At 60.7% G+C, this 18358-nt stretch carries 18 protein-coding genes; 4 read left to right on the top strand and 14 right to left on the bottom strand.

Annotated features, from left to right (window positions below; translation table 11 throughout):
* Positions 1-254 precede the first annotated feature (254 nt).
* Positions 255-1514 carry an OprD family porin gene (locus J5M66_RS18230; RefSeq protein ID WP_207808282.1) on the top strand — a complete coding sequence of 420 codons (1260 nt, stop codon included), beginning with the start codon at positions 255-257 and terminating at the stop codon, positions 1512-1514.
* A gap of 274 nt (positions 1515-1788) precedes the next feature.
* Positions 1789-2589: a methyltransferase domain-containing protein gene (locus J5M66_RS18235; protein ID WP_207808281.1), complete on the top strand. Its 801-nt coding sequence runs from the start codon at positions 1789-1791 to the stop codon at positions 2587-2589.
* A 132-nt stretch (positions 2590-2721) separates the two neighbouring features.
* On the opposite strand, the gene pcaC is transcribed toward J5M66_RS18235, so the two are convergent.
* The 11 genes from pcaC to pcaR all read right to left on the bottom strand — a co-directional run bounded on the left by pcaC (position 2722) and on the right by pcaR (position 13801).
* Positions 2722-3114 (bottom strand): 4-carboxymuconolactone decarboxylase, encoded by a 393-nt coding sequence (gene pcaC, locus J5M66_RS18240; protein WP_024011942.1) that lies wholly within the window; start codon positions 3112-3114, stop codon positions 2722-2724.
* Positions 3115-3124: 10 nt separating this feature from the next.
* A complete protein-coding gene (pcaD, locus tag J5M66_RS18245; protein ID WP_125925263.1) occupies positions 3125-3916 on the bottom strand; it encodes a 3-oxoadipate enol-lactonase in 792 nt (263 codons plus the stop codon).
* Between the two features lie 11 nt (positions 3917-3927).
* Positions 3928-5292, bottom strand: a complete 1365-nt coding sequence (locus J5M66_RS18250) for a 3-carboxy-cis,cis-muconate cycloisomerase (RefSeq protein WP_207808280.1) — start codon at positions 5290-5292, stop codon at positions 3928-3930.
* Positions 5293-5338: 46 nt separating this feature from the next.
* On the bottom strand, positions 5339-6634 hold the full coding sequence (locus J5M66_RS18255) for an MFS family transporter (protein ID WP_122612593.1): 1296 nt from the start codon (positions 6632-6634) through the stop codon (positions 5339-5341).
* A 262-nt stretch (positions 6635-6896) separates the two neighbouring features.
* Positions 6897-7463, bottom strand: a complete 567-nt coding sequence (gene pcaG, locus J5M66_RS18260; RefSeq protein WP_207808279.1) for a protocatechuate 3,4-dioxygenase subunit alpha — start codon at positions 7461-7463, stop codon at positions 6897-6899.
* Position 7464: 1 nt separating this feature from the next.
* The gene (pcaH, locus tag J5M66_RS18265; RefSeq protein WP_123442969.1) at positions 7465-8169 is read right to left on the bottom strand and encodes a protocatechuate 3,4-dioxygenase subunit beta; all 705 of its coding nucleotides are present in this window, start codon (positions 8167-8169) and stop codon (positions 7465-7467) included.
* A 36-nt stretch (positions 8170-8205) separates the two neighbouring features.
* Positions 8206-9411, bottom strand: a complete 1206-nt coding sequence (gene pcaF, locus J5M66_RS18270) for a 3-oxoadipyl-CoA thiolase (RefSeq protein ID WP_207808278.1) — start codon at positions 9409-9411, stop codon at positions 8206-8208.
* Positions 9408-10187, bottom strand: a complete 780-nt coding sequence (locus tag J5M66_RS18275) for a CoA-transferase subunit beta (RefSeq protein ID WP_016771341.1) — start codon at positions 10185-10187, stop codon at positions 9408-9410. The genes pcaF and J5M66_RS18275 overlap by 4 nt, the downstream gene beginning before the upstream one ends.
* On the bottom strand, positions 10187-11044 hold the full coding sequence (locus tag J5M66_RS18280) for a CoA transferase subunit A (RefSeq protein WP_024011937.1): 858 nt from the start codon (positions 11042-11044) through the stop codon (positions 10187-10189). The genes J5M66_RS18275 and J5M66_RS18280 overlap by 1 nt, the downstream gene beginning before the upstream one ends.
* Positions 11045-11318: 274 nt before the next feature.
* Positions 11319-12665: an MFS transporter gene (locus J5M66_RS18285; RefSeq protein ID WP_071174621.1), complete on the bottom strand. Its 1347-nt coding sequence runs from the start codon at positions 12663-12665 to the stop codon at positions 11319-11321.
* Positions 12666-12958: 293 nt separating this feature from the next.
* Complete coding sequence (gene pcaR / locus J5M66_RS18290; RefSeq protein ID WP_016771343.1) at positions 12959-13801, bottom strand: pca regulon transcriptional regulator PcaR; 843 nt, start codon at positions 13799-13801, stop codon at positions 12959-12961.
* 631 nt (positions 13802-14432) lie between these two features.
* Here pcaR and J5M66_RS18295 point away from each other — a divergent pair.
* Both J5M66_RS18295 and J5M66_RS18300 read left to right on the top strand, forming a co-directional pair.
* The gene (locus J5M66_RS18295) at positions 14433-14633 is read left to right on the top strand and encodes a hypothetical protein (RefSeq protein WP_008080067.1); all 201 of its coding nucleotides are present in this window, start codon (positions 14433-14435) and stop codon (positions 14631-14633) included.
* Positions 14634-15003: 370 nt separating this feature from the next.
* Positions 15004-16479, top strand: coding sequence for an inorganic phosphate transporter (locus J5M66_RS18300; RefSeq protein WP_016771345.1), 1476 nt, complete (start codon positions 15004-15006; stop codon positions 16477-16479).
* Positions 16480-17259: 780 nt separating this feature from the next.
* On the opposite strand, the gene ccoM is transcribed toward J5M66_RS18300, so the two are convergent.
* The 3 genes from ccoM to J5M66_RS18310 all read right to left on the bottom strand — a co-directional run bounded on the left by ccoM (position 17260) and on the right by J5M66_RS18310 (position 18120).
* Positions 17260-17373: a cytochrome c oxidase subunit CcoM gene (gene ccoM / locus J5M66_RS27180; protein ID WP_016771346.1), complete on the bottom strand. Its 114-nt coding sequence runs from the start codon at positions 17371-17373 to the stop codon at positions 17260-17262.
* A gap of 149 nt (positions 17374-17522) precedes the next feature.
* Positions 17523-17684: a hypothetical protein gene (locus tag J5M66_RS18305; RefSeq protein ID WP_016771347.1), complete on the bottom strand. Its 162-nt coding sequence runs from the start codon at positions 17682-17684 to the stop codon at positions 17523-17525.
* 94 nt (positions 17685-17778) lie between these two features.
* The gene (locus tag J5M66_RS18310; protein ID WP_024011931.1) at positions 17779-18120 is read right to left on the bottom strand and encodes a hypothetical protein; all 342 of its coding nucleotides are present in this window, start codon (positions 18118-18120) and stop codon (positions 17779-17781) included.
* Between the last annotated feature and the right edge of the window lie 238 nt (positions 18121-18358).

Here is an 18358-nt window from a genome sequence, read left to right on the forward strand (position 1 = left end):
GCTGCGATCTTTTGATCTTCAATGCTGTTCGATAATCGCCCAAAACCCGCTTTTCCCAATTGAATCCCAACATCCGCCCCCCGCACCATTCGCTCCACAAAACCAATAACGACAGGTTCGACACCATGCTCCCGCGCCCTGCCCCGTCCGGCTGATTGCCATCGTTTCACCCCTGAATACTTTCCAAGTCTGCACCCCGAAAACCGGCCGCAGCGCAGCCGTTCGCCCTAAAAAAACAAGAGAGACCCAAGTCCATGACAGTTTTCCCTGTGCCCTACGCATTGCCCGCTGTGATCGCCCTGGCCATCGCCGGTCTGGCCCTGCCAGCCAGCGCTGAAGAAAGCGGCTTCGTTGAAGGCGCCAAGGTCAACCTCAACCTGCGCAACTTCTACATCAACCGCAACTTCACCAACCCGACCAAGACTCAGGGCAAGGCTGAAGAGTGGACGCAGAGTTTCATCCTCGACGCCAAATCCGGCTTCACCCAAGGCACGGTCGGTTTCGGCATGGACATACTCGGGCTGTATTCGATCAAGCTCGATGGCGGTAAAGGCACGGGCGGCACGCAGTTGTTGCCGCTGGACCATGACGGGCGCCCGGCGGACAACTTCGGCCGCACCAACGTCGCATTCAAGGCCAAGCTTTCGCAGACCGAAGTCAAGGTCGGTGAGTGGATGCCGGTGCTGCCGATCCTGCGTTCGGACGACGGTCGTTCGCTGCCGCAGACCTTCCGTGGCGGCCAGATCACCTCGAAGGAAATCGCCGGCCTGACACTCTATGGCGGCCAGTTCCGCGCCAACAGCCCGCGCGACGACAGCAGCATGAGCGACATGTCGATGACCGGCAAAGCCGCGTTCACCTCTGATCGTTTCAACTTCCAGGGCGGCGAATTTCTGTTCAACGACAAGCGCACACAGATCGGCCTGTGGAACGCGCAACTCAAGGACATCTACAGCCAGCAGTACCTCAATGTGCTGCACAGTCAGCCGCTCGGCGACTGGACGCTGGGCGCCAACCTCGGCTTTTTCTACGGCAAGGAAGATGGCAGCGCGCGTGCCGGCGATCTGGACAACAAGACCTGGTACGGGATGTTTTCGGCCAAGTACGGCGGCAACACGTTCTACCTCGGCCTGCAGAAACTCACCGGCGACAGCGCGTGGATGCGCGTCAACGGCACCAGCGGCGGCACCTTGGCCAACGACAGCTACAACGCCAGTTATGACAACGCTCAGGAACGCTCCTGGCAGCTGCGCCACGACTACAACTTCGCCGCCATGGGCATCCCCGGCCTGACCCTGATGAACCGCTACATCAGCGGCGACAACGTGCACACCGGGACAATCACCGACGGCAAGGAATGGGGTCGCGAATCGGAACTCGGTTACACGGTGCAGAGCGGCACTTTGAAGGATTTGAACGTCAGATGGCGCAACTCGACCATGCGCCGCGACTTCAGCAACAACGAGTTCGATGAAAATCGCCTGATCGTCAGCTACCCGATCAGCCTTCTCTAACCACCGATCATGTGTAGGAGCTGCCGAAGGCTGCGATCTTTTGATTTTGATTTCTTAACCACAAGATCAAAAGATCGCAGCCTGCGGCAGCTCCTACATGAGGGATTTGTGCCATTGGTCAGGCCATGTAGCGCTTTTGCGGGCGACAGTTACAGTGAGCAAACCTGAAGGACTCAGGTGCTCCAACCCTTCACGCTTCCGTTTAGTAGTCGGTCTCCAGCTGTGCACCAGGTTGTCATCGGAAGACACCATTTGATCACCGGAGGATCACCTCATGATCACGCGCCGCACCACCGATTGGGACGCCAAGGCGTACCAACAGTTTTCCCGTCTCAGACAACGTCCGGTCAACGAATTGCTCGACCGTATCGAACTGCAAAATCCCCAACGCATTTACGATCTGGGCTGCGGCACCGGCATCGCTACGCAGTTGCTGGCCAAGCGTTGGCCGCGTGCGCGATTGCAGGGCATCGACAGCTCGGCGCAGATGCTCGACGAGGCCCGAGGCCTGCCGATCAAGGCCTTGTGGAAACAATCTGATCTGCTGGACTGGCAGCCTGAGCAGCCGGCGGATCTGCTGTTCGCCGCCGCTGTGCTGCATTTTCTCGATGACCACGAAACCTTGCTGCCGCGCCTGCTCGGCTATTTGAATCCTGGCGGCTGCCTCGCAGCGCACATGCCGGATTGGCGCGATGCGTTGTGGTATCGGTTGATGCTGCAAACGTTGGATGACGCCGGCCCCGGGGGCGCACCATTGGGCACGCCGAAACTGCGCCGGCGCATGGCCGCGCGGCCGCTACTGACGCTGGAGGACTACTACCGTCTGCTCGCGCCAATGACCGCGTCGCTGGACATTTGGGAGACCGAACAACTGCAAGTGGTCGACGGCAAATCGCCGGTGTATGACTGGATCAAGGTTTCGGCGTTAAGACCAGTCATGCAGGCGCTGGATTCAGCGCAGCAGGCGCGATTCATCTATCACTACCTGATGCGGGTGCATGAGCATTATCCGCAAGAGGAGGATGGGCATACGTTGTTTGCGTTCAAGCGGATATTTATTGTCGCCAGGGTTTGAGTGCATGTGCTGATTAACACATCACGGCGTCTGCCGCTTTCGCGAGCAGGCTCGCTCCCACATTTGTTTTGTGATCGACACAACTCCAATGTGGGAGCGAGCTTGCTCGCGAAGGCGTAATTTCGGGCGCCATCAATCCCGGGATTCGACTCCTAGCTCATCCCACACCGACTCCGCCAAATGAAACGTCGCGTTCGCCGCCGGGATGCCGCAGTAAATTGCGCTCTGCATTATCACTTCCTTGATCTCGCCACGGCTGACGCCGTTGTTGGCTGCCGCGCGCAAGTGCAGTTTCAGTTCGCCCTCGCGGTTCATGCCGATCAGCATGGCGATGGTGATCAGGCTGCGGGTATGGCGGGGCAGGCCCGGGCGGGTCCAGATGTCGCCCCAGGCGTGGCGGGTGATCATCTCCTGGAATTCCGAGTTGAACTCGGTCAGCGTGGTCAGGCTGCGATCGACGTGGGCATCGCCCAGCACCGCGCGGCGGACTTGCATGCCTTCGTCGTAACGTTGTTTCTCGTCCACAAATTCTTCCTCACTGAGCCTGCAAAAACGCCAGCACACGGTCGCTGAAAGCGGCACCGGCCTGCACGTTGGACAAATGCGCCGCACGGAACTCGGCGTACTCGGCACCGCGCACGTGGTCGCGGATGAAGTGGCCGCCGGACGGCGGCGTCACCGCATCTTCGCTGCCGGCAATCACCAGCAACGGCACGTTGATCGAAGCCAGTTGTTCACGGAAATCGGCATCGCGCACGGCCGCGCAGTTGGCCGCATAGCCTTGTGGATTGGTTGCGGCAAGCATGTCGGTAATCTTCTTCGCCGCCTCGGTATGGGCCGCCGAGAAGTCCGGGGTGAACCAGCGCGCAATCGAGGCATCACGCAGTGCGACCATCGCCGCCGGGCCGTCGCGCAACACGGTTTCGATGCGTGGATTCCATACCGACGGATCGCCGATTTTTGCCGCCGTGTTGCAGACGATCAGTTTGTGCAGACGATGCCCGGCATTGATCCCAAGCCACTGACCGATCAGCCCGCCCATCGACAACCCGCAGAAATGTGCGCGCTCGATATGCAGCGCATCGAGCAGACCGAGCACGTCGCGACCGAGTTGTTCGATGCTGTACGGCCCCTCGGTGACCAGCGATTGCCCATGGCCGCGCGTGTCGAAACGCAGCACGCGGAAATGCTCGGTGAACGCCGGCATTTGCGCGTCCCACATGTGCAGGTCGGTGCCCAGCGAGTTGGACAGCACCAGCACCGGCGCCTCCGCCGGGCCCTCAATTTCATAGTGCAGTTCGCCATCGGCGAGTTGAACGAAAGCCACAGCCCTCTCCTTCAGACAGTCAAAGCGTTGTGTTCAGCCACCGCGCGCTCGACCCAGACTCGCGCCTGGCCAAGGTAATGCGCGGGGTTCAGAAGATCATCGAGTTCAGCGCCACTGAGTTCGGCGGTGACTTGCGGCTCGTCAGCGAGCACCGCACGCAAATGGCGTTGCTCGGCCACTGCACGTTTGCAGCATTGTTCGAGCAGATGATGTGCGGTGTCGCGGCCGACGCGTTGGGCAAGCACGATGCTCACCGCTTCGGCCAGCACCAGGCCTTGGGTCAGTTCGAGGTTGCGGGCCATGCGCGCCGCGTCGACCTCCAGACCGTCGGCCAGCAAGCGCGCCTGTTGCAGCGAACCGGACACCAGGCAGCAGATTTCCGGCAGGGTTTCCCATTCGGCATGCCACAAACCAAGGCTGCGTTCATGTTCCTGCGGCATCGCGCTGAACAGCGTCGACACCAGCCCCGGCACCCGCGTGGCCGCGCCGATCAGCACCGCCGCGCCGACCGGGTTGCGTTTGTGCGGCATGGTCGACGAACCGCCCTTGCCCGGTGCCGCAGGCTCAAAAACCTCCGCTGCTTCGGTCTGCATCAACAGGCTGATGTCGCGGCCGAATTTGCCGAGGCTCCCGGCGATCAGGCCAAGCACCGCGCCGAATTCGACGATGCGATCACGCTGGGTGTGCCACGGTTGCTCGGGCAGGGTCAGTTGCAGCTCTTCGGCCAATGCTTTGGCGATCGGCAACGCCTGTGCCCCCAGCGCCGCGAGCGTGCCGGAGGCGCCACCGAATTGCAGCACCAGCAGACGCGGTTTCAGCTCCTGTAGACGCTGTCGGCTGCGCGTGACGGCGCCCAGCCATCCGGCGATTTTCATACCGAGAGTCACCGGCGTGGCATGTTGCAGCCAGGTGCGCCCGGCCAGTGGCGTGGTAGCGAAGCGTTGCGCCTGAGCGGCCAGCGAGTCGGCCAGTTGCGCCAGTTGGTCTTCGATCAGCGCCAGCGCCTGGCGCAATTGCAGGACCAGCCCGGAATCCATCACGTCCTGACTGGTCGCGCCCAGATGCACATAGCGCTCGGCTTCGGCATCGCTCGAAGCGATCTGCTTGCCCAAAGCCTTGACCAGTGGAATCGCCGAATTGCCGGCTGTGGCAATCGCCTCGCCCAGCGCTGCGAAGTCATACAGACCGGCTTCGCACGCTGCGGCAATCGGCGCCACGGCCGATGAAGGAATCAGCCCGACCCGCGCCTCGGCCCGGGCCAGCGCCGCTTCGAAATCAAGCATCGCCTGCACCCGGCCCTGATCGCAGAACACTTCGCGCATATCGTGGGCGGTGAAGTAGGCATCGAACAATTGATTGCCCGGTCGCTGAGTCATAAACAGTCCTTGCCTGGCGCGGGCCTCGCAGCCCGCGCACATGGGTTTACAGATCGTGGTGCAAATACTTCGCCTGCTTGGGCAACCGCAGGCTGAACAGGAAAGCCACCGCCATCATCGCCGTGACGTACCAGTAGAAGGCGTTTTCCATGCCGCCGGCCTTGAGGCTCAGGGCCACAAACTCTGCCGAGCCACCGAAGATTGCATTGGCCACCGCGTAAGCCAGGCCGACACCAAGCGCGCGGACTTCCGGCGGGAACATCTCGGCTTTTACCAGACCGCTGATCGAGGTGTAGAAACTGACAATCGCCAGCGCCAGGGTGATCAGCACGAAGGCGAGGAACGGGCTGCTGATGCTTTTCAGGCTGAGCAGAATCGGCACAGTGAACAGCGTACCGAGCGCGCCGAACCAGAGCATCGAGTTACGTCGGCCGATCTTGTCGGCGAGCATGCCGAACAACGGCTGCATGCACATATACAGGAACAGCGCGCCGGTCATGATGTAGCTGGCGGTCTTGGCGTGCATCCCGGCGGTGTTCACCAAGTATTTCTGCATGTAGGTGGTGAAGGTGTAGAAAATCAGCGAGCCGCCAGCGGTGTAGCCGAGCACGGTGATGAACGCCGCTTTGTGATCGCGGAACAGTGCAGTGATGCTGCCGGCGTCTTTGTGTGCGCGAGTTTCCTCGTTGGTGGTTTCCTTCAGCGAACGACGCAGGAACAGCGAAATCAGCGCCGCCACCGCACCCACCACGAACGGAATCCGCCAGCCGTAGGCACGCAGGTCTTCTTCAGTGAGGAACTGTTGCAACACCACCACCAGCGACACCGCCAGCAGCTGCCCGCCAATCAGCGTCACGTACTGGAACGAGGCGAAGAAACCGCGTTGGCCCTTGAGCGCGACTTCACTCATGTAGGTCGCGGTGGTGCCGTACTCGCCGCCCACCGACAGACCTTGCAGCAAACGCGCGAACAGCAACAGCACCGGCGCCCAGACGCCGATGTCCTTGTAGGTCGGCAGACAGGCGATCAGCAACGAGCCGAAGCACATCATCAGAATCGAGATGAGCATCGAGTTCTTGCGCCCGTGCTTGTCAGCGACCCGGCCGAAAATCCAGCCACCAATCGGCCGCATCAGGAACCCGGCAGCGAACACGCCAGCGGTGTTGACCAGTTGCACGGTGGGGTTATCGGAGGGGAAAAACGCCGGGGCGAAATAGATCGCGCAGAAGGCGTAGACGTAGAAGTCGAACCACTCGACTAGATTGCCGGAGGAAGCGCCGACGATGGCAAAGATGCGCTTGCTGCGCTCTTCGCCGGTGTAGTGGGAGGTGGTGGTTGTCATTGTTTTTTCACTCGATAGGGACAGTCACAGTCTAGACATACTTTGCAACAGTCCCGTTCCGCATCGGATCATCACCCACGTCTGGATCAGCCTTTGTGGCGAGGGGATTAATCCCCGCTCGAGTGCGAAGCACTCGCAAATCAGATACACGCGGTTCATCTGAATACCGCGCCGACTGGTTTTTGGGGCTGCTTCGCAGCCCAGCGGGGATGAATCCCCTCACCACAGGGACTCTGTCCTGCAGGGGATTTGGGGTGTTCTCTCAATAATCGAAGAACACCGTCTCGGCATCGGTGCCCTGCAGAACTACATTCCACTGGTACACACCCGACGCATCCGCCTTGGCCAGCAACGTCTGGCGACGCTCCGCCGGCACGCACTCGAGCAACGGGTCAGCAACGTTCGCCGGTTCGCCCTCGAAATAAATCCGCGTCAGCAAATGCTTGACCAGACCACGAGCAAACACCAGCACCACCAGATGCGGCGCCTGAGTCGAGCCTTTCAACCCCGGCACGGTGCCCGGTTTGATCGTGGTGAAACGGAAGCGCCCTTCGGCATCCACCGGCACTCGGCCGAAGCCTTCGAAATTCGGGTCGAGCGGTTTGTCCTGCTGATCTTCCGGGTGGTCGTACTTGCCAGCGGCGTTGGCCTGCCAGACTTCGAGCATGGCATCGTTGACGACATCGCCGTTGCCGTCGACCACCTGGCCGGTGATCGCCACGCGCTCGCCGAGGGTCAGCTCGCTGGCCAGGGTTTCGCGGTTCAGCCAGGTCAGGCCGATGTGGTAATACGGCCCGACGGTGTGGGAAGTGGTCGCATAGAGCGTCATCTTATTTCTCCATCGGCGTGGCTTCACGGCCGCGCAGCACGATGTCCCAGCGGTAACCGAGGGCGTAGGACGGAATGGTTTTTTCCAGATCGAAAGCAGCGATCAGGCGTTCCTTGGCCGAAGTGTCCGGCACGCAGTTGTAGATCGGGTCATACGCCAGCAGCGGGTCGCCGGGGAAGTACATCTGCGTGACCAGACGCGTAAGGATGCTCGGCCCGAACAGGGAAAAGTGGATGTGCGCCGGGCGCCAGGCGTTGTGGTGGTTGCCCCACGGATAGGCGCCGGGCTTGATGGTCTGGAACTGGTACCAGCCATCGGCATCGGTGACGGTGCGGCCGGTGCCGGTGAAGTTCGGGTCCAGCGGCGCGTCGTGCAGGTCGCGGGCATGGTTGTAGCGGCCGGCGGCATTGGCCTGCCAGATCTCCACCAGAATCCCCGGCACCGGCAGGCCGTCTTCGTCGAGCACGCGGCCGTGAATGATGATGCGCTCGCCCAACGGTTCGCCGTCGTGCTGTGCGGTCAGGTCATTGTCCTTCTCGGCAACGTGTTCGGCGCCGATGGTCGGCCCGGTGATTTCCGACAGCGAGTGCGGCAGCTGCACCAACGGCTTGGACGGCGAGCGCAGGTTGGTGGATTGATACGTCGGGTGCAGGTAGTCAGGCTGAGTGCCTGCCTGTGGGCGACGGTAACCAGGCTTGTCAGTCATTTCGCTTTCCTCAGTTCTTGTAAGTGCCGCAGCGCGTCAGACACGTTCGATGGCCAGAGCCAGACCCTGGCCAACACCGACGCACATGGTCGCCAGACCTTTCTTGCCGCCAGTTTTTTCCAGATGATGCAGGGCGGTCAGCACCAGCCGCGCACCGCTCATACCCAACGGATGACCGAGGGCAATCGCGCCGCCATTCGGGTTGACCTGCGGCGCGTCATCCGCCAGCCCCAGTTCACGCAGTACCGCCAGACCTTGGCTGGCAAACGCTTCGTTGAGTTCGATCACGTCGAAATCGCTGACCGCCACGCCGAGGCGCTCGGTCAGTTTGCGCACCGCCGGCACCGGGCCGATGCCCATCACCCGTGGTGCGACGCCGGCGCTGGCCATGCCGAGCACTTTTGCGCGAGCCGTCAGGCCGTGTTTTTTCACCGCTTCGGCTGACGCCAGAATCAGCGCAGCAGCACCATCGTTGACCCCGGAGGCATTGCCGGCGGTGACGGTTTTGTCCGCGCCATTGACTGGCTTCAGTTTGGCCAGCGCTTCAATCGTAGTGCCGGCGCGCGGATGTTCGTCCTGGCTGACCACGGTTTCGCCCTTTTTGTGGGCGATGCGCACTTCGACGATTTCTTCAGCAAAGTAACCGGCGGCTTGAGCGGCGGCGGTACGTTGCTGGCTGCGCAAGGCAAAGGCGTCCTGATCTTCGCGCGAAACCTTGTAGTCGTCGGCAACGTTGTCAGCGGTCTGCGGCATGGCATCGACGCCGTACTGCGCCTTCATCAGCGGGTTGATGAAACGCCAGCCGATGGTGGTGTCTTCCAGTTTCATGTTGCGCGAGAACGCCGCGTCGGCCTTGCCCATCACGAATGGCGCGCGGGACATCGACTCGACGCCGCCGGCAATCGCCAGCTCCATCTCGCCGCTGGCAATCGCACGGAATGCGGTGCCGATCGCGTCCATGCCCGAAGCGCAGAGGCGATTGAGCGTAACGCCGGGCACGCTGTCCGGCAGCCCCGCCAGCAGCAGCGCCATGCGCGCAACGTTGCGGTTGTCCTCGCCGGCCTGGTTGGCGCAGCCGAGAAACACCTCATCGACGGCGTTCCAGTCCACCGATGGATTGCGCTCCATCAGGGCCTTGATCGGCACGGCGGCGAGGTCATCGGCGCGCACGGCGGACAGTGCGCCACCGAAGCGGCCGATAGGGGTGCGAATCGCGTCGCAGATATACACGTCACGCATCATGCTTCTCCCGGTGCCTGACCGTGGGCGGCAGCGGTGCGCGCTTCAAGATCACGCAGCGCCGTCAGCTCGACTTCGGTCGGCTCAGCGGTGGTTTCAACGGAGTCGGCAAAACGAATCGCCCAACCGGTGGCGGCGACCACTTGCTCGCGGGTCACGCCCGGATGCAGCGCGGTGACCACGAATTCGTGGGTGCCCTCCTCCGGTTCCATGATGCACAGGTCGGTGATGATGCCCACCGGCCCGGCGCCCGGCAGGCCGAGACGTTTACGCGAATCGCCACCTTCGCCGTGACCGACCGAGGTGATGAAATCGAGCTTGTCGACAAACGAACGCGCAGACTGTTTAAGGATGATCAGCACGCTTTTCGCCGAACCGGCAATCTCCGGCGCGCCACCGGCACCCGGCAGACGCACTTTCGGCGCATGGTAGTCGCCGACCACGGTGGTGTTGATGTTGCCGAAACGGTCGACCTGCGCGGCGCCGAGGAAACCGACGTCGATGCGCCCGCCCTGCAGCCAGTAGCGAAAAATCTCACCGGTCGGCACCACCGTGTCGGCGGTCTCGGCCAGCTCACCGTCACCGATCGACAGAGGCAGTACACTCGGCTTGGCGCCAATCGGGCCGGATTCGTAGATCAGCACCACGTCTGGCGATGAAGTCAGCCGCGCGAGGTTGGCGGCTTTCGATGGCAGGCCGATGCCGACGAAGCATACCGAGCCGTTCTTCAGGCGCCGGGCCGCCGCGACGGTCATCATTTCATTGGTGGTGTAAGTCATTACTTGGCCTCCGAAGCAGCGGCCAATTTGGCCTGGAATTCGCTGAAGTCAGCGCAGCCATGGATGTATTCGTTGATCCACGCGGTAAACGTCTCACGGTCGCGAGCGATCGGGTCCCACGCCTGATAGAAACGATTGTCACGCTCGGTGTAACCGTGAGCGTAGGACGGATGCGCGCCACCCGGCACATGGCAGACCGCGCTCAAGGCCCAGGTCGGCAGTACGCAAGCGTTCATCGGTGCGTTGAGGTCGTCGACGATTTCTTCCACGGTGACGATGCAACGCTTGGCGGCCAGCGCGGCTTCTTTCTGCACACCGAGAATGCCCCAGAGCAACACGTTGCCTTTGCGGTCGGCCTTTTGTGCGTGAATCACGGTAACGTCAGGACGCACCGATGGCACTGCCGCCAGCACTTCGCCGGTGAACGGGCAGGTCACGGTTTTGATCAGCGGATTGACCTTCGGCAGGTCGGAGCCGGCGTAGGCACGCAGCACCGCGAACGGCAGACCGGACGCGCCGGCGACGTAGGCGTTGGCGAGGTCGGCGTGGCTGTGTTCTTCAATTTCCAGCGCGTGCGGCCACTGTTTCTCGACCGCGTCACGCAGGCGGTGCAGCGAGCCCACACCCGGGTTGCCGCCCCAGGAGAAAATCAGTTTGCGCGCGCAACCGGCGCCGATCAGTTGGTCGTAGATCAGGTCAGGCGTCATCCGCACCAGCGTCAGATCTTTCTTGCCTTGACGAATGATTTCATGACCCGCTGCCGTAGGGATCAGGTGAGTGAAGCCTTCGAGGGCGACGGTATCGCCGTCGTTGACGAATTGCTTCACTGCGTCGTGCAGCGAAAGGATCTCAGCCATGGAGCGGGCTCCTGTTCTTGTAAGGAATCGCCAGTGATAAAAAGGCGCGAGGTTCAGCGCCGGAGTCACTGAAGATTAAGCTCGGGAAATTCGCCAAACAATCCGATAATCGACTGAGTGTTCGTTTATCGAACGGATTGTTGCTTCCCTAATGATCGTTCCCACGCTCCGCGTGGGAATGCAGCCGGGGACGCTCCGCGTCCCTGTACAGCCGAACGCAGAGCGTCCGTTGAGGCATTCCCACGCGGAGCGTGGGAACGATCGTGGGTCTGCGTCAGGTCGCATCCGCATGACTGACCATGCCTTTGATCAACACCGCCGCCGTCGCCAAACCGGCCGGGATCACCAGTGCGGTCAGCACCTGCTCGAAATTCCAGCCCAGGCCAAGCAAGGTTGCGCCCATCCACGCGCCGAGGATCGCGCCGAAGCGGCCGATGCCGAGCATCCACGACACCCCGGTCGCGCGGCCTTGAGTCGGGTAGAACCGCGCGGCCAATGATGGCATCGCCGATTGCGCGCCGTTAACGCACATGCCTGCCACCAGCACCAGCGTCGCCAGCAAGGTGATGTTGCCCAGGCTCTGCCCCACGGCGTAGGCAAACACTCCGGCCAGCAGGTAGAAAATGCCGATAACCTTGTGCGGATTGAAGCGATCCATCGCCCAGCCCACCCCGACCGCGCTCAACACGCCGCCAAACTGGAACAACGCACCGATGAACGCGGCCTGTTCCATGCTCGCGCCGCTGTCGCGCATCAGCGTCGGCAGCCAACTGGTCAGCAGGTACACGATCACCAGGCCCATGAAATAAGTCAGCCACAACAGCAGCGTGCCGGTGCTGTATGTACCGGAGAAAATCACCGCAAAGACGTTGCGCGCCTTGACGGTTTTCTGCTCCGGCACGCTGAAGCTCGCAGCCTGGGCGACGGTGACCGGGTCGATCGGCGCGAGGGTCTTGCGTACTTTGTCGGTGCCACGGTTGCGCACCACCAGGTAGCGCGCCGATTCCGGCAGCCAGAACACCAATACCACGGCGAGGATCAGCGGCAGGATCCCGCCGATCAGCAGCAGCGCGTGCCAGCCGAACGCCGGGATCAGCTTCGCGGAGATGAAACCGCCGCCGGCCATGCCGAGGTTGAAGCCGCAGAACATGCTGGTCACCAGCAGCGACTTCTTGCGCTCGGGTGTGTATTCCGAGAGCAGCGTCGTCGCGTTGGGCATGCCCGCACCGAGACCGAGGCCGGTGAGGAAGCGCAACACCAGCAGTTGTTCGACGTTGGTGCTGTACGCCGAGGCCAGGCTGAAGCCGCCGAACAGAATCACCGCGCCGACGAGTACGACTTTGCGCCCGAAGCGGTCAGCCAAAGGGCCAGAGCCGAGCGCACCAAAGACCATGCCGATAAGCGCAGCACTCATCACCGGGCCTAGGCTGGCGCGATCAATGCCCCAGTCTTGCGACAGCGCCGGGGCGATGAAGCCCATGGCGGCGGTGTCTAGGCCGTCGAGAAATACGATCAGGAAACACAGGATCACCACCCGCCACTGATAGCGCGAGATCGGTTGGGCGTTGATGAAGGTCTGCACATCGAGGCAGTTACCCACAGCGGACTGAGGCTGGTTCATTATTTTTATTCCACGCAAAAAACGCAGTCGAACGGCGGCCGGCCAAAGGAAGGCACGGTCACAAGAATAGAAGGTTGTAATCAGGCGTTGCGGTGAACCCGGCAACAACGGGTGGGATACAGACAGTCGGGGAGCGAGCGCATGGTGAGTTGCCTCTTGTCATTATTATGGGGTCGACAGTCCGGCGAGCTCATTCACATCAGCGCCGGATGACGCTGCCGCGACATTAATGATCCGAGGGTTTTAGCGTCAATTCGATAAACGCAACACTGTGCGTTTATCGAACAGCTTCCTCAGGCGAACAGCTGCGCACTGAGGTCGCGACTGGCGCTGAGCAGGCCGGGCAAGAAGCGCTGCTCCAGCTCGGCGCGACTGACCCGCCCGGCGTGGGTGCTGACATTCAGCGCGGCGACCACTTGCCCGGAGGCGTCGTACACCGGCACGGCGATCGAGCGCAGCCCCTGTTCCAGTTCCTGATCGACAATGCACCAGCCCTGCTGACGCACCTGCTGCAAACATTCGAGCAAAGCGTCGGGGGTATGAATGGTGCGGCTGGTTTTGGCCACCAGTTCGGCGTGGTCCAGGTATTCGCCCAGGGATGTGTCGTCCAGCGCGGCCAACAGAATGCGCCCCATCGACGTGCAATAGGCAGGGAGACGCCCGCCGACGGAAAGGTCGACCGAGATCAATCGCTGAGTGGTCGCCGAACGCGCGATGTAGAGAATGTCATCGCCCTCTAGCGTCGCCATGTTGCAGGCCTCGTGCAGTTGCTCGCTCATGCGATCCAGATACGGTTGGGCCGAGACCGCCAGCGGCGTCGAGGACAGATAGGCATGGCCGAGGGTCAGCACTTTCGGCAGCAGCGAATAGGTGCGGCCGTCGGTGGTGGCGTAGCCGAGCTTGATCAGCGTGTGCAGGCAACGGCGCACGGCGGCGCGAGGGATTTCAGTGCGATGACTTATCTGCGCGATGGTCAGGTGGCGTTTGCGTTCCTGAAACGCCTGCACCACGGCCAGACCACGGGCCAGGGACGTCATGAAATCCGGATCACCGGTCAGCGCCTGAATGCGCTTGGCCGGCGAGGCGACAATGGGCGGCGCCACCGAGGTGAAGGAGTTGCGCATTTGATCGTTCATTTCTTGTCCTTGTCCGGCACGCATCGATGCCTAGTCAAACGGCTCGCCGCGCGATGCACAAGCACCGGGGCGCCAACATTGGGCGATTATCGAACCGCTGACCGATAATCGCAATCCAGACTCCCGCCCTCCTCTTCATCCTTGAGGCAGCTTTAGCGATTCTGCTCGCAACTTAGTTGTTCTAGTTAATGGCGCCAAAAACAGAACGCCGGTTCTATAACGCTGTCTTTACACCTAACTAGCGGCAAAAGTTGCCAGCAACAAAACCATCACACATTCAGAACCGTTTTTAACTTGGCAAAGATAGTCATTCCCGAATCGGCCGCTATAATGCACCCTAGTCGCGGCGCTTTAATCAAAAGCCCGCGACTTGCTGAAACGAGGTCCTTCGTCTCAGCTCCGGCCAGCGCCCGGCGCCCATCACACATGCAACGCCAGCGCTCGCTGAAACAGGAAACTGATGCTGCGTCAGTTTTTATCTGGTGCCGTAGCCGCCTGTAACACGGAAGTCTTGATCGCCTCTGCAATGTCTCCGCGCCCGATCGGGCTGTGGATGACTGGCGGGGGCGCGCAATTGACTCGTTGCAGTGTGTTTCACCGGATATTCAATTCAACTCATACAGGTAGCACCGTGACAAAAGACGAACTGCGCGCGGAACTAGAGCGCCAGGAACAACGTTACAAGGAAGTTTACGGCGGGGAAGTCACCACCTACGCCGCTCAGCCGGAACCGGAACGCAAGGCATGGCGCAAGCGCCCTACCGTTCAGGATCAGGTATTCAAGCAGGAAATCGAAAAGATCGAAAAGGAACTCAAAGCCGAAGAGCCATGAGCCACGGTTGTTGAGCATTCGAAAGTCGACGTCCGCCCGAGCCACAGCGCGGTGGAAGACGACACCTCGCGCGCCCGCTAACCGCGGGCAGCGGCTGCATCGCTGTTCTGCGGCTTATGAACGAGCGTCCCACAGGATTCAGAGATATTTCAGACAAGCGTTTGAGCCTTTGATATATCAGAAAAACTGGCTTAAAAATCTTCTTTATTCAATAAAATCAAAGGGTTGAAAAACCCTGCGTGCTGCTTGGTTTTCACGCCCTGCAACAAATTAAATCGAAGAAGGGTGTGACCAGTGAGCAGACGGGGCATCGATTTCCTGTCTTTTCTGGCATAATCGCGCCCCCTTACGACCGGGTCAGAAAACCTTCATGATCGATTTATTCAGCGGACTGGATGCTTGGGTGCTTGTGAGCCTCTTGCTCGCCCTGACGTTTGTCCTCGCCTTCGAGTTCATCAATGGATTTCATGACACCGCTAACGCGGTAGCCACTGTTATCTACACCAAAGCCATGCCGCCACACCTGGCGGTGTTCTTTTCCGGTGTGTTCAATTTCCTCGGCGTGCTGCTGGGCGGCGTGGGCGTGGCGTATGCCATCGTCCACTTGCTGCCGGTTGAGCTGCTGATCAATGTGAACACCGGCCATGGCCTGGCGATGGTGTTCTCGTTGCTCGCCGCGGCAATCGCTTGGAACCTGGGCACCTGGTACTTCGGTATCCCGGCTTCCAGCTCGCACACCCTGATCGGCTCGATCCTCGGTGTCGGCCTGGCCAACGCGCTGATCAACGACATTCCGTTGAGAGATGGCGTGAACTGGCAGAAAGCGATCGACATCGGCGCCTCGCTGGTGTTCTCGCCGATGGCCGGCTTCCTCATCGCCGCGCTGGTGCTGATCGGCCTGAAATGGTGGCGCCCGCTGTCGAAGATGCACAAGACGCCGGAACAGCGCCGCAAGATCGACGACAAAAAGCACCCACCGTTCTGGAACCGTCTGGTCCTGGTGATCTCGGCCATGGCCGTCAGCTTCGTGCACGGTTCCAACGACGGCCAGAAAGGCATCGGCCTGATCATGCTGGTGCTGATCGGTATCGTCCCGGCACAGTTCGTACTCGACCTGAACAGCACCACCTACCAGATCGAACGCACCCGCGACGCGACCCTGCACCTGAGCCAGTTCTACCAGCGCAACGCCGATTCGCTGGGTGAGTTCCTGGCCCTGGGCAAGAGCGTGGAAGGCGACCTGCCGGAGAAATTCCGCTGCAACCCGCAGCAGACCGAACCGACCATCACCGCCCTGCTGCACACCCTCAAAGGTGTAGCGGACTATCATTCGCTGTCGTCGGACAGCCGCATCGAAGTGCGTCGCTACCTGCTCTGCCTGGACGACACGGCGAAGAAAGTCGGCAAGCTGCCAGGCCTCGAAGCCCGTGAAAAGGCTGACCTCGACAAGCTGCGCAAAGACCTGACCACCACCACTGAATACGCCCCGTTCTGGGTGATTCTGGCGGTCGCCCTGGCACTGGGCCTGGGCACCATGGTCGGCTGGAAGCGTGTGGTGCTGACCATTGGCGAGAAGATCGGCAAGCAGGGCATGACCTATTCCCAGGGCATGTCGGCGCAGATCACCACAGCCAGCCTGATCGGCATGGCCAACATTTTCAGCCTGCCGGTGTCGACCACTCACGTGTTGTCTTCGGGTGTTGCCGGGACCATGGTTGCCAACAAAAGCGGCCTGCAGGGTGGCACGGTCAAGACCATTTTGCTGGCCTGGGTGTTGACCTTGCCAGCGACCGTGGCGCTGTCGGCCGGATTGTTCTGGTTGGCTTCCAAGGCTTTGGGTAGTTGATCGTTAGCTGTTGATTGAAAAGGCGTGATTCGTGAGGATCACGCCTTTTTTGTTATTGGGGAATGGGAGCATATCCATTGCTACCGTAACGGCTGCTTATGCTTTCGCTCTTACAGCGTTCACTCTTTCAGACGTCGACCGATCCCGTAACGAAGCCTGCCGAATTGGCAAAAAGATCAAAAGCCAACGCAAAAGCCAGATCAAAAGATCGCAGCCTTCGGCAACTCCTACAGTTGGATTGGGTACCACTTCAAGAACAGGTCGGCTGTCAGGCCGCCTTCGCGAGCAGGCTCGCTCCCACAAGAGCAAAAGCAAAAGCAAAAGCAAAGCAGCGCAGCTGCCCGCGGCAAAGCCGCCCCACTCAACAATGAGCGCAAGCTCGAGTAACGCTTTTGATCTTGATCCACCGGCGACGTCGGAAGGCTGAGTGGAGGGATTGATCCGGGCGTGGGAGCGCAGCGACCGTCTGGCGCAGCCAGACACAGCGGAAGGAGGTGCAGCGAAGCAAACCGGAGCCGCTGCGCCCGGATCAGTCCCGGAGCGAAGGAACCCGAGCCTGCGAGGGCCGAACGTAGGAGCAAGCCTTTTTGGGTACTTTTTCGGCGTCTGGAAAAAGTGCCTCGCCGTAAGGGCGAAACCGCCAGCCGCAGCACCGCAAAAACCGGATATTCACCCAAACCAACCAGAGCCTGGTCGGCCCACAGGCCGCCAAGGCACAAAAAAAAGGGGCAACCGAAGTCGCCCCAAAATGCCTTGCGTGCCCATCAAATCCAGAAGAACTCACTTGCGCCGCTTATGCGCATCCTTCCAGATAAAAAATCCAAACCCTGCAAAAAACAGCACCATGAGCCCCACCGTGAGAACCCCGGCAAACACCACGTTATCGAAAAACATGACTGACCTCCCGGCCCTGCTTTGCTTTGCTGCGATGGATTCAAATTAACAAACACACAGGCGCACATATTGACCAGGATCAATATCCGCAACGAAGGGAAATAAAGGAGGGGAAATAACTGATCTGCATCAACCAATGCAGCGGGAGATCAACGCTTTTTCGGCTTGTTCTTCGACTTTTTCTTGGCTTTTCCCAACGGCATCGCCTGCTCGAAAGCCTGGCGCACTTCGTTCAGGCGCTTTTCGTTGAGGTCATGCACACGCTTGGCGCGTTCAGTGCTGAGGTCGATCAGTTTGTCGTCTTGGCTCATGGCGTCCGGCACATCGCAGAAGAGATCACAGCTGCCGTCACCGACAGGATTGCGCCAATCATGCCGCTTGGCGCTGGCGATGACCAGTCACTGCTCAAATCTCGATATCGACCCACAAGCCCTGACGCGGCTGATCGTCTATCAACGGCACCACCGGCACGGTGTTGTCGGCGTTCAACTCGGTACCCGGCACGGCCAGATGCTCTTCAGGATCTTCATCCGCCTCGCGGCGTCGGCGGTCACGTTCCTGTTGACGACGCTGTTCTTCGCGCGCCAGCAGACGATCCTCTTCCGGATCACGCTTCTGCAGATCGATCGTGCTTTCGTTGGAGCTTTCCTGCACCGGCACCACTGGCGGGATGTCCGGCCGCTGGCGGATCGGATCCTGCTGGGAAGTGATCGGCACGGCGCTCAAGGGGAGCATCGGTGGCAACATATAAAGGTCTCCTGTCTGCAGGCTATCGGCTGGGGTGCAGGCGCCTTGAGCCGCCTGTCGCAAACTTGTGACCTGGTAGACACTGACAGGTGCCCTGCCGCTTGAAAAAAGCGACACATGACGCCTCGGCTTCGGCTTGCAGCTCGAAGCTAAAAGCTTGCCGCTGCTCCTATTCCTTTGGCCCTGAAGCCTGCATTCCGTTAAGATAGCCCGCTTTTTCAAGGTGGGAGTCAGGCAG

Source organism: Pseudomonas sp. 67(2021) (assembly GCF_017491835.1).
GTDB classification, from domain to species: Bacteria; Pseudomonadota; Gammaproteobacteria; order Pseudomonadales; family Pseudomonadaceae; genus Aquipseudomonas; species Aquipseudomonas atacamensis.

Coding starts and splice junctions, on each gene's coding strand:
- J5M66_RS18255 (WP_122612593.1), bottom strand. CDS start 6,634: ATGACAACCACCACCTCCCACTACACCGGCGAAGAGCGCAGCAAGCGC.
- J5M66_RS18280 (WP_024011937.1), bottom strand. CDS start 11,044: ATGGCTGAGATCCTTTCGCTGCACGACGCAGTGAAGCAATTCGTCAAC.
- J5M66_RS18285 (WP_071174621.1), bottom strand. CDS start 12,665: ATGAACCAGCCTCAGTCCGCTGTGGGTAACTGCCTCGATGTGCAGACC.
- pcaF (WP_207808278.1), bottom strand. CDS start 9,411: ATGATGCGTGACGTGTATATCTGCGACGCGATTCGCACCCCTATCGGC.
- ccoM (WP_016771346.1), bottom strand. CDS start 17,373: ATGTTTTTCGATAACGTGGTGTTTGCCGGGGTTCTCACGGTGGGGCTC.
- J5M66_RS18275 (WP_016771341.1), bottom strand. CDS start 10,187: ATGACTTACACCACCAATGAAATGATGACCGTCGCGGCGGCCCGGCGC.
- J5M66_RS18305 (WP_016771347.1), bottom strand. CDS start 17,684: ATGAGCCAAGACGACAAACTGATCGACCTCAGCACTGAACGCGCCAAG.
- pcaH (WP_123442969.1), bottom strand. CDS start 8,169: ATGACTGACAAGCCTGGTTACCGTCGCCCACAGGCAGGCACTCAGCCT.
- pcaG (WP_207808279.1), bottom strand. CDS start 7,463: ATGACGCTCTATGCGACCACTTCCCACACCGTCGGGCCGTATTACCAC.
- pcaR (WP_016771343.1), bottom strand. CDS start 13,801: ATGAACGATCAAATGCGCAACTCCTTCACCTCGGTGGCGCCGCCCATT.
- J5M66_RS18230 (WP_207808282.1), top strand. CDS start 255: ATGACAGTTTTCCCTGTGCCCTACGCATTGCCCGCTGTGATCGCCCTG.
- J5M66_RS18235 (WP_207808281.1), top strand. CDS start 1,789: ATGATCACGCGCCGCACCACCGATTGGGACGCCAAGGCGTACCAACAG.
- J5M66_RS18300 (WP_016771345.1), top strand. CDS start 15,004: ATGATCGATTTATTCAGCGGACTGGATGCTTGGGTGCTTGTGAGCCTC.
- J5M66_RS18250 (WP_207808280.1), bottom strand. CDS start 5,292: ATGACTCAGCGACCGGGCAATCAATTGTTCGATGCCTACTTCACCGCC.
- J5M66_RS18310 (WP_024011931.1), bottom strand. CDS start 18,120: ATGTTGCCACCGATGCTCCCCTTGAGCGCCGTGCCGATCACTTCCCAG.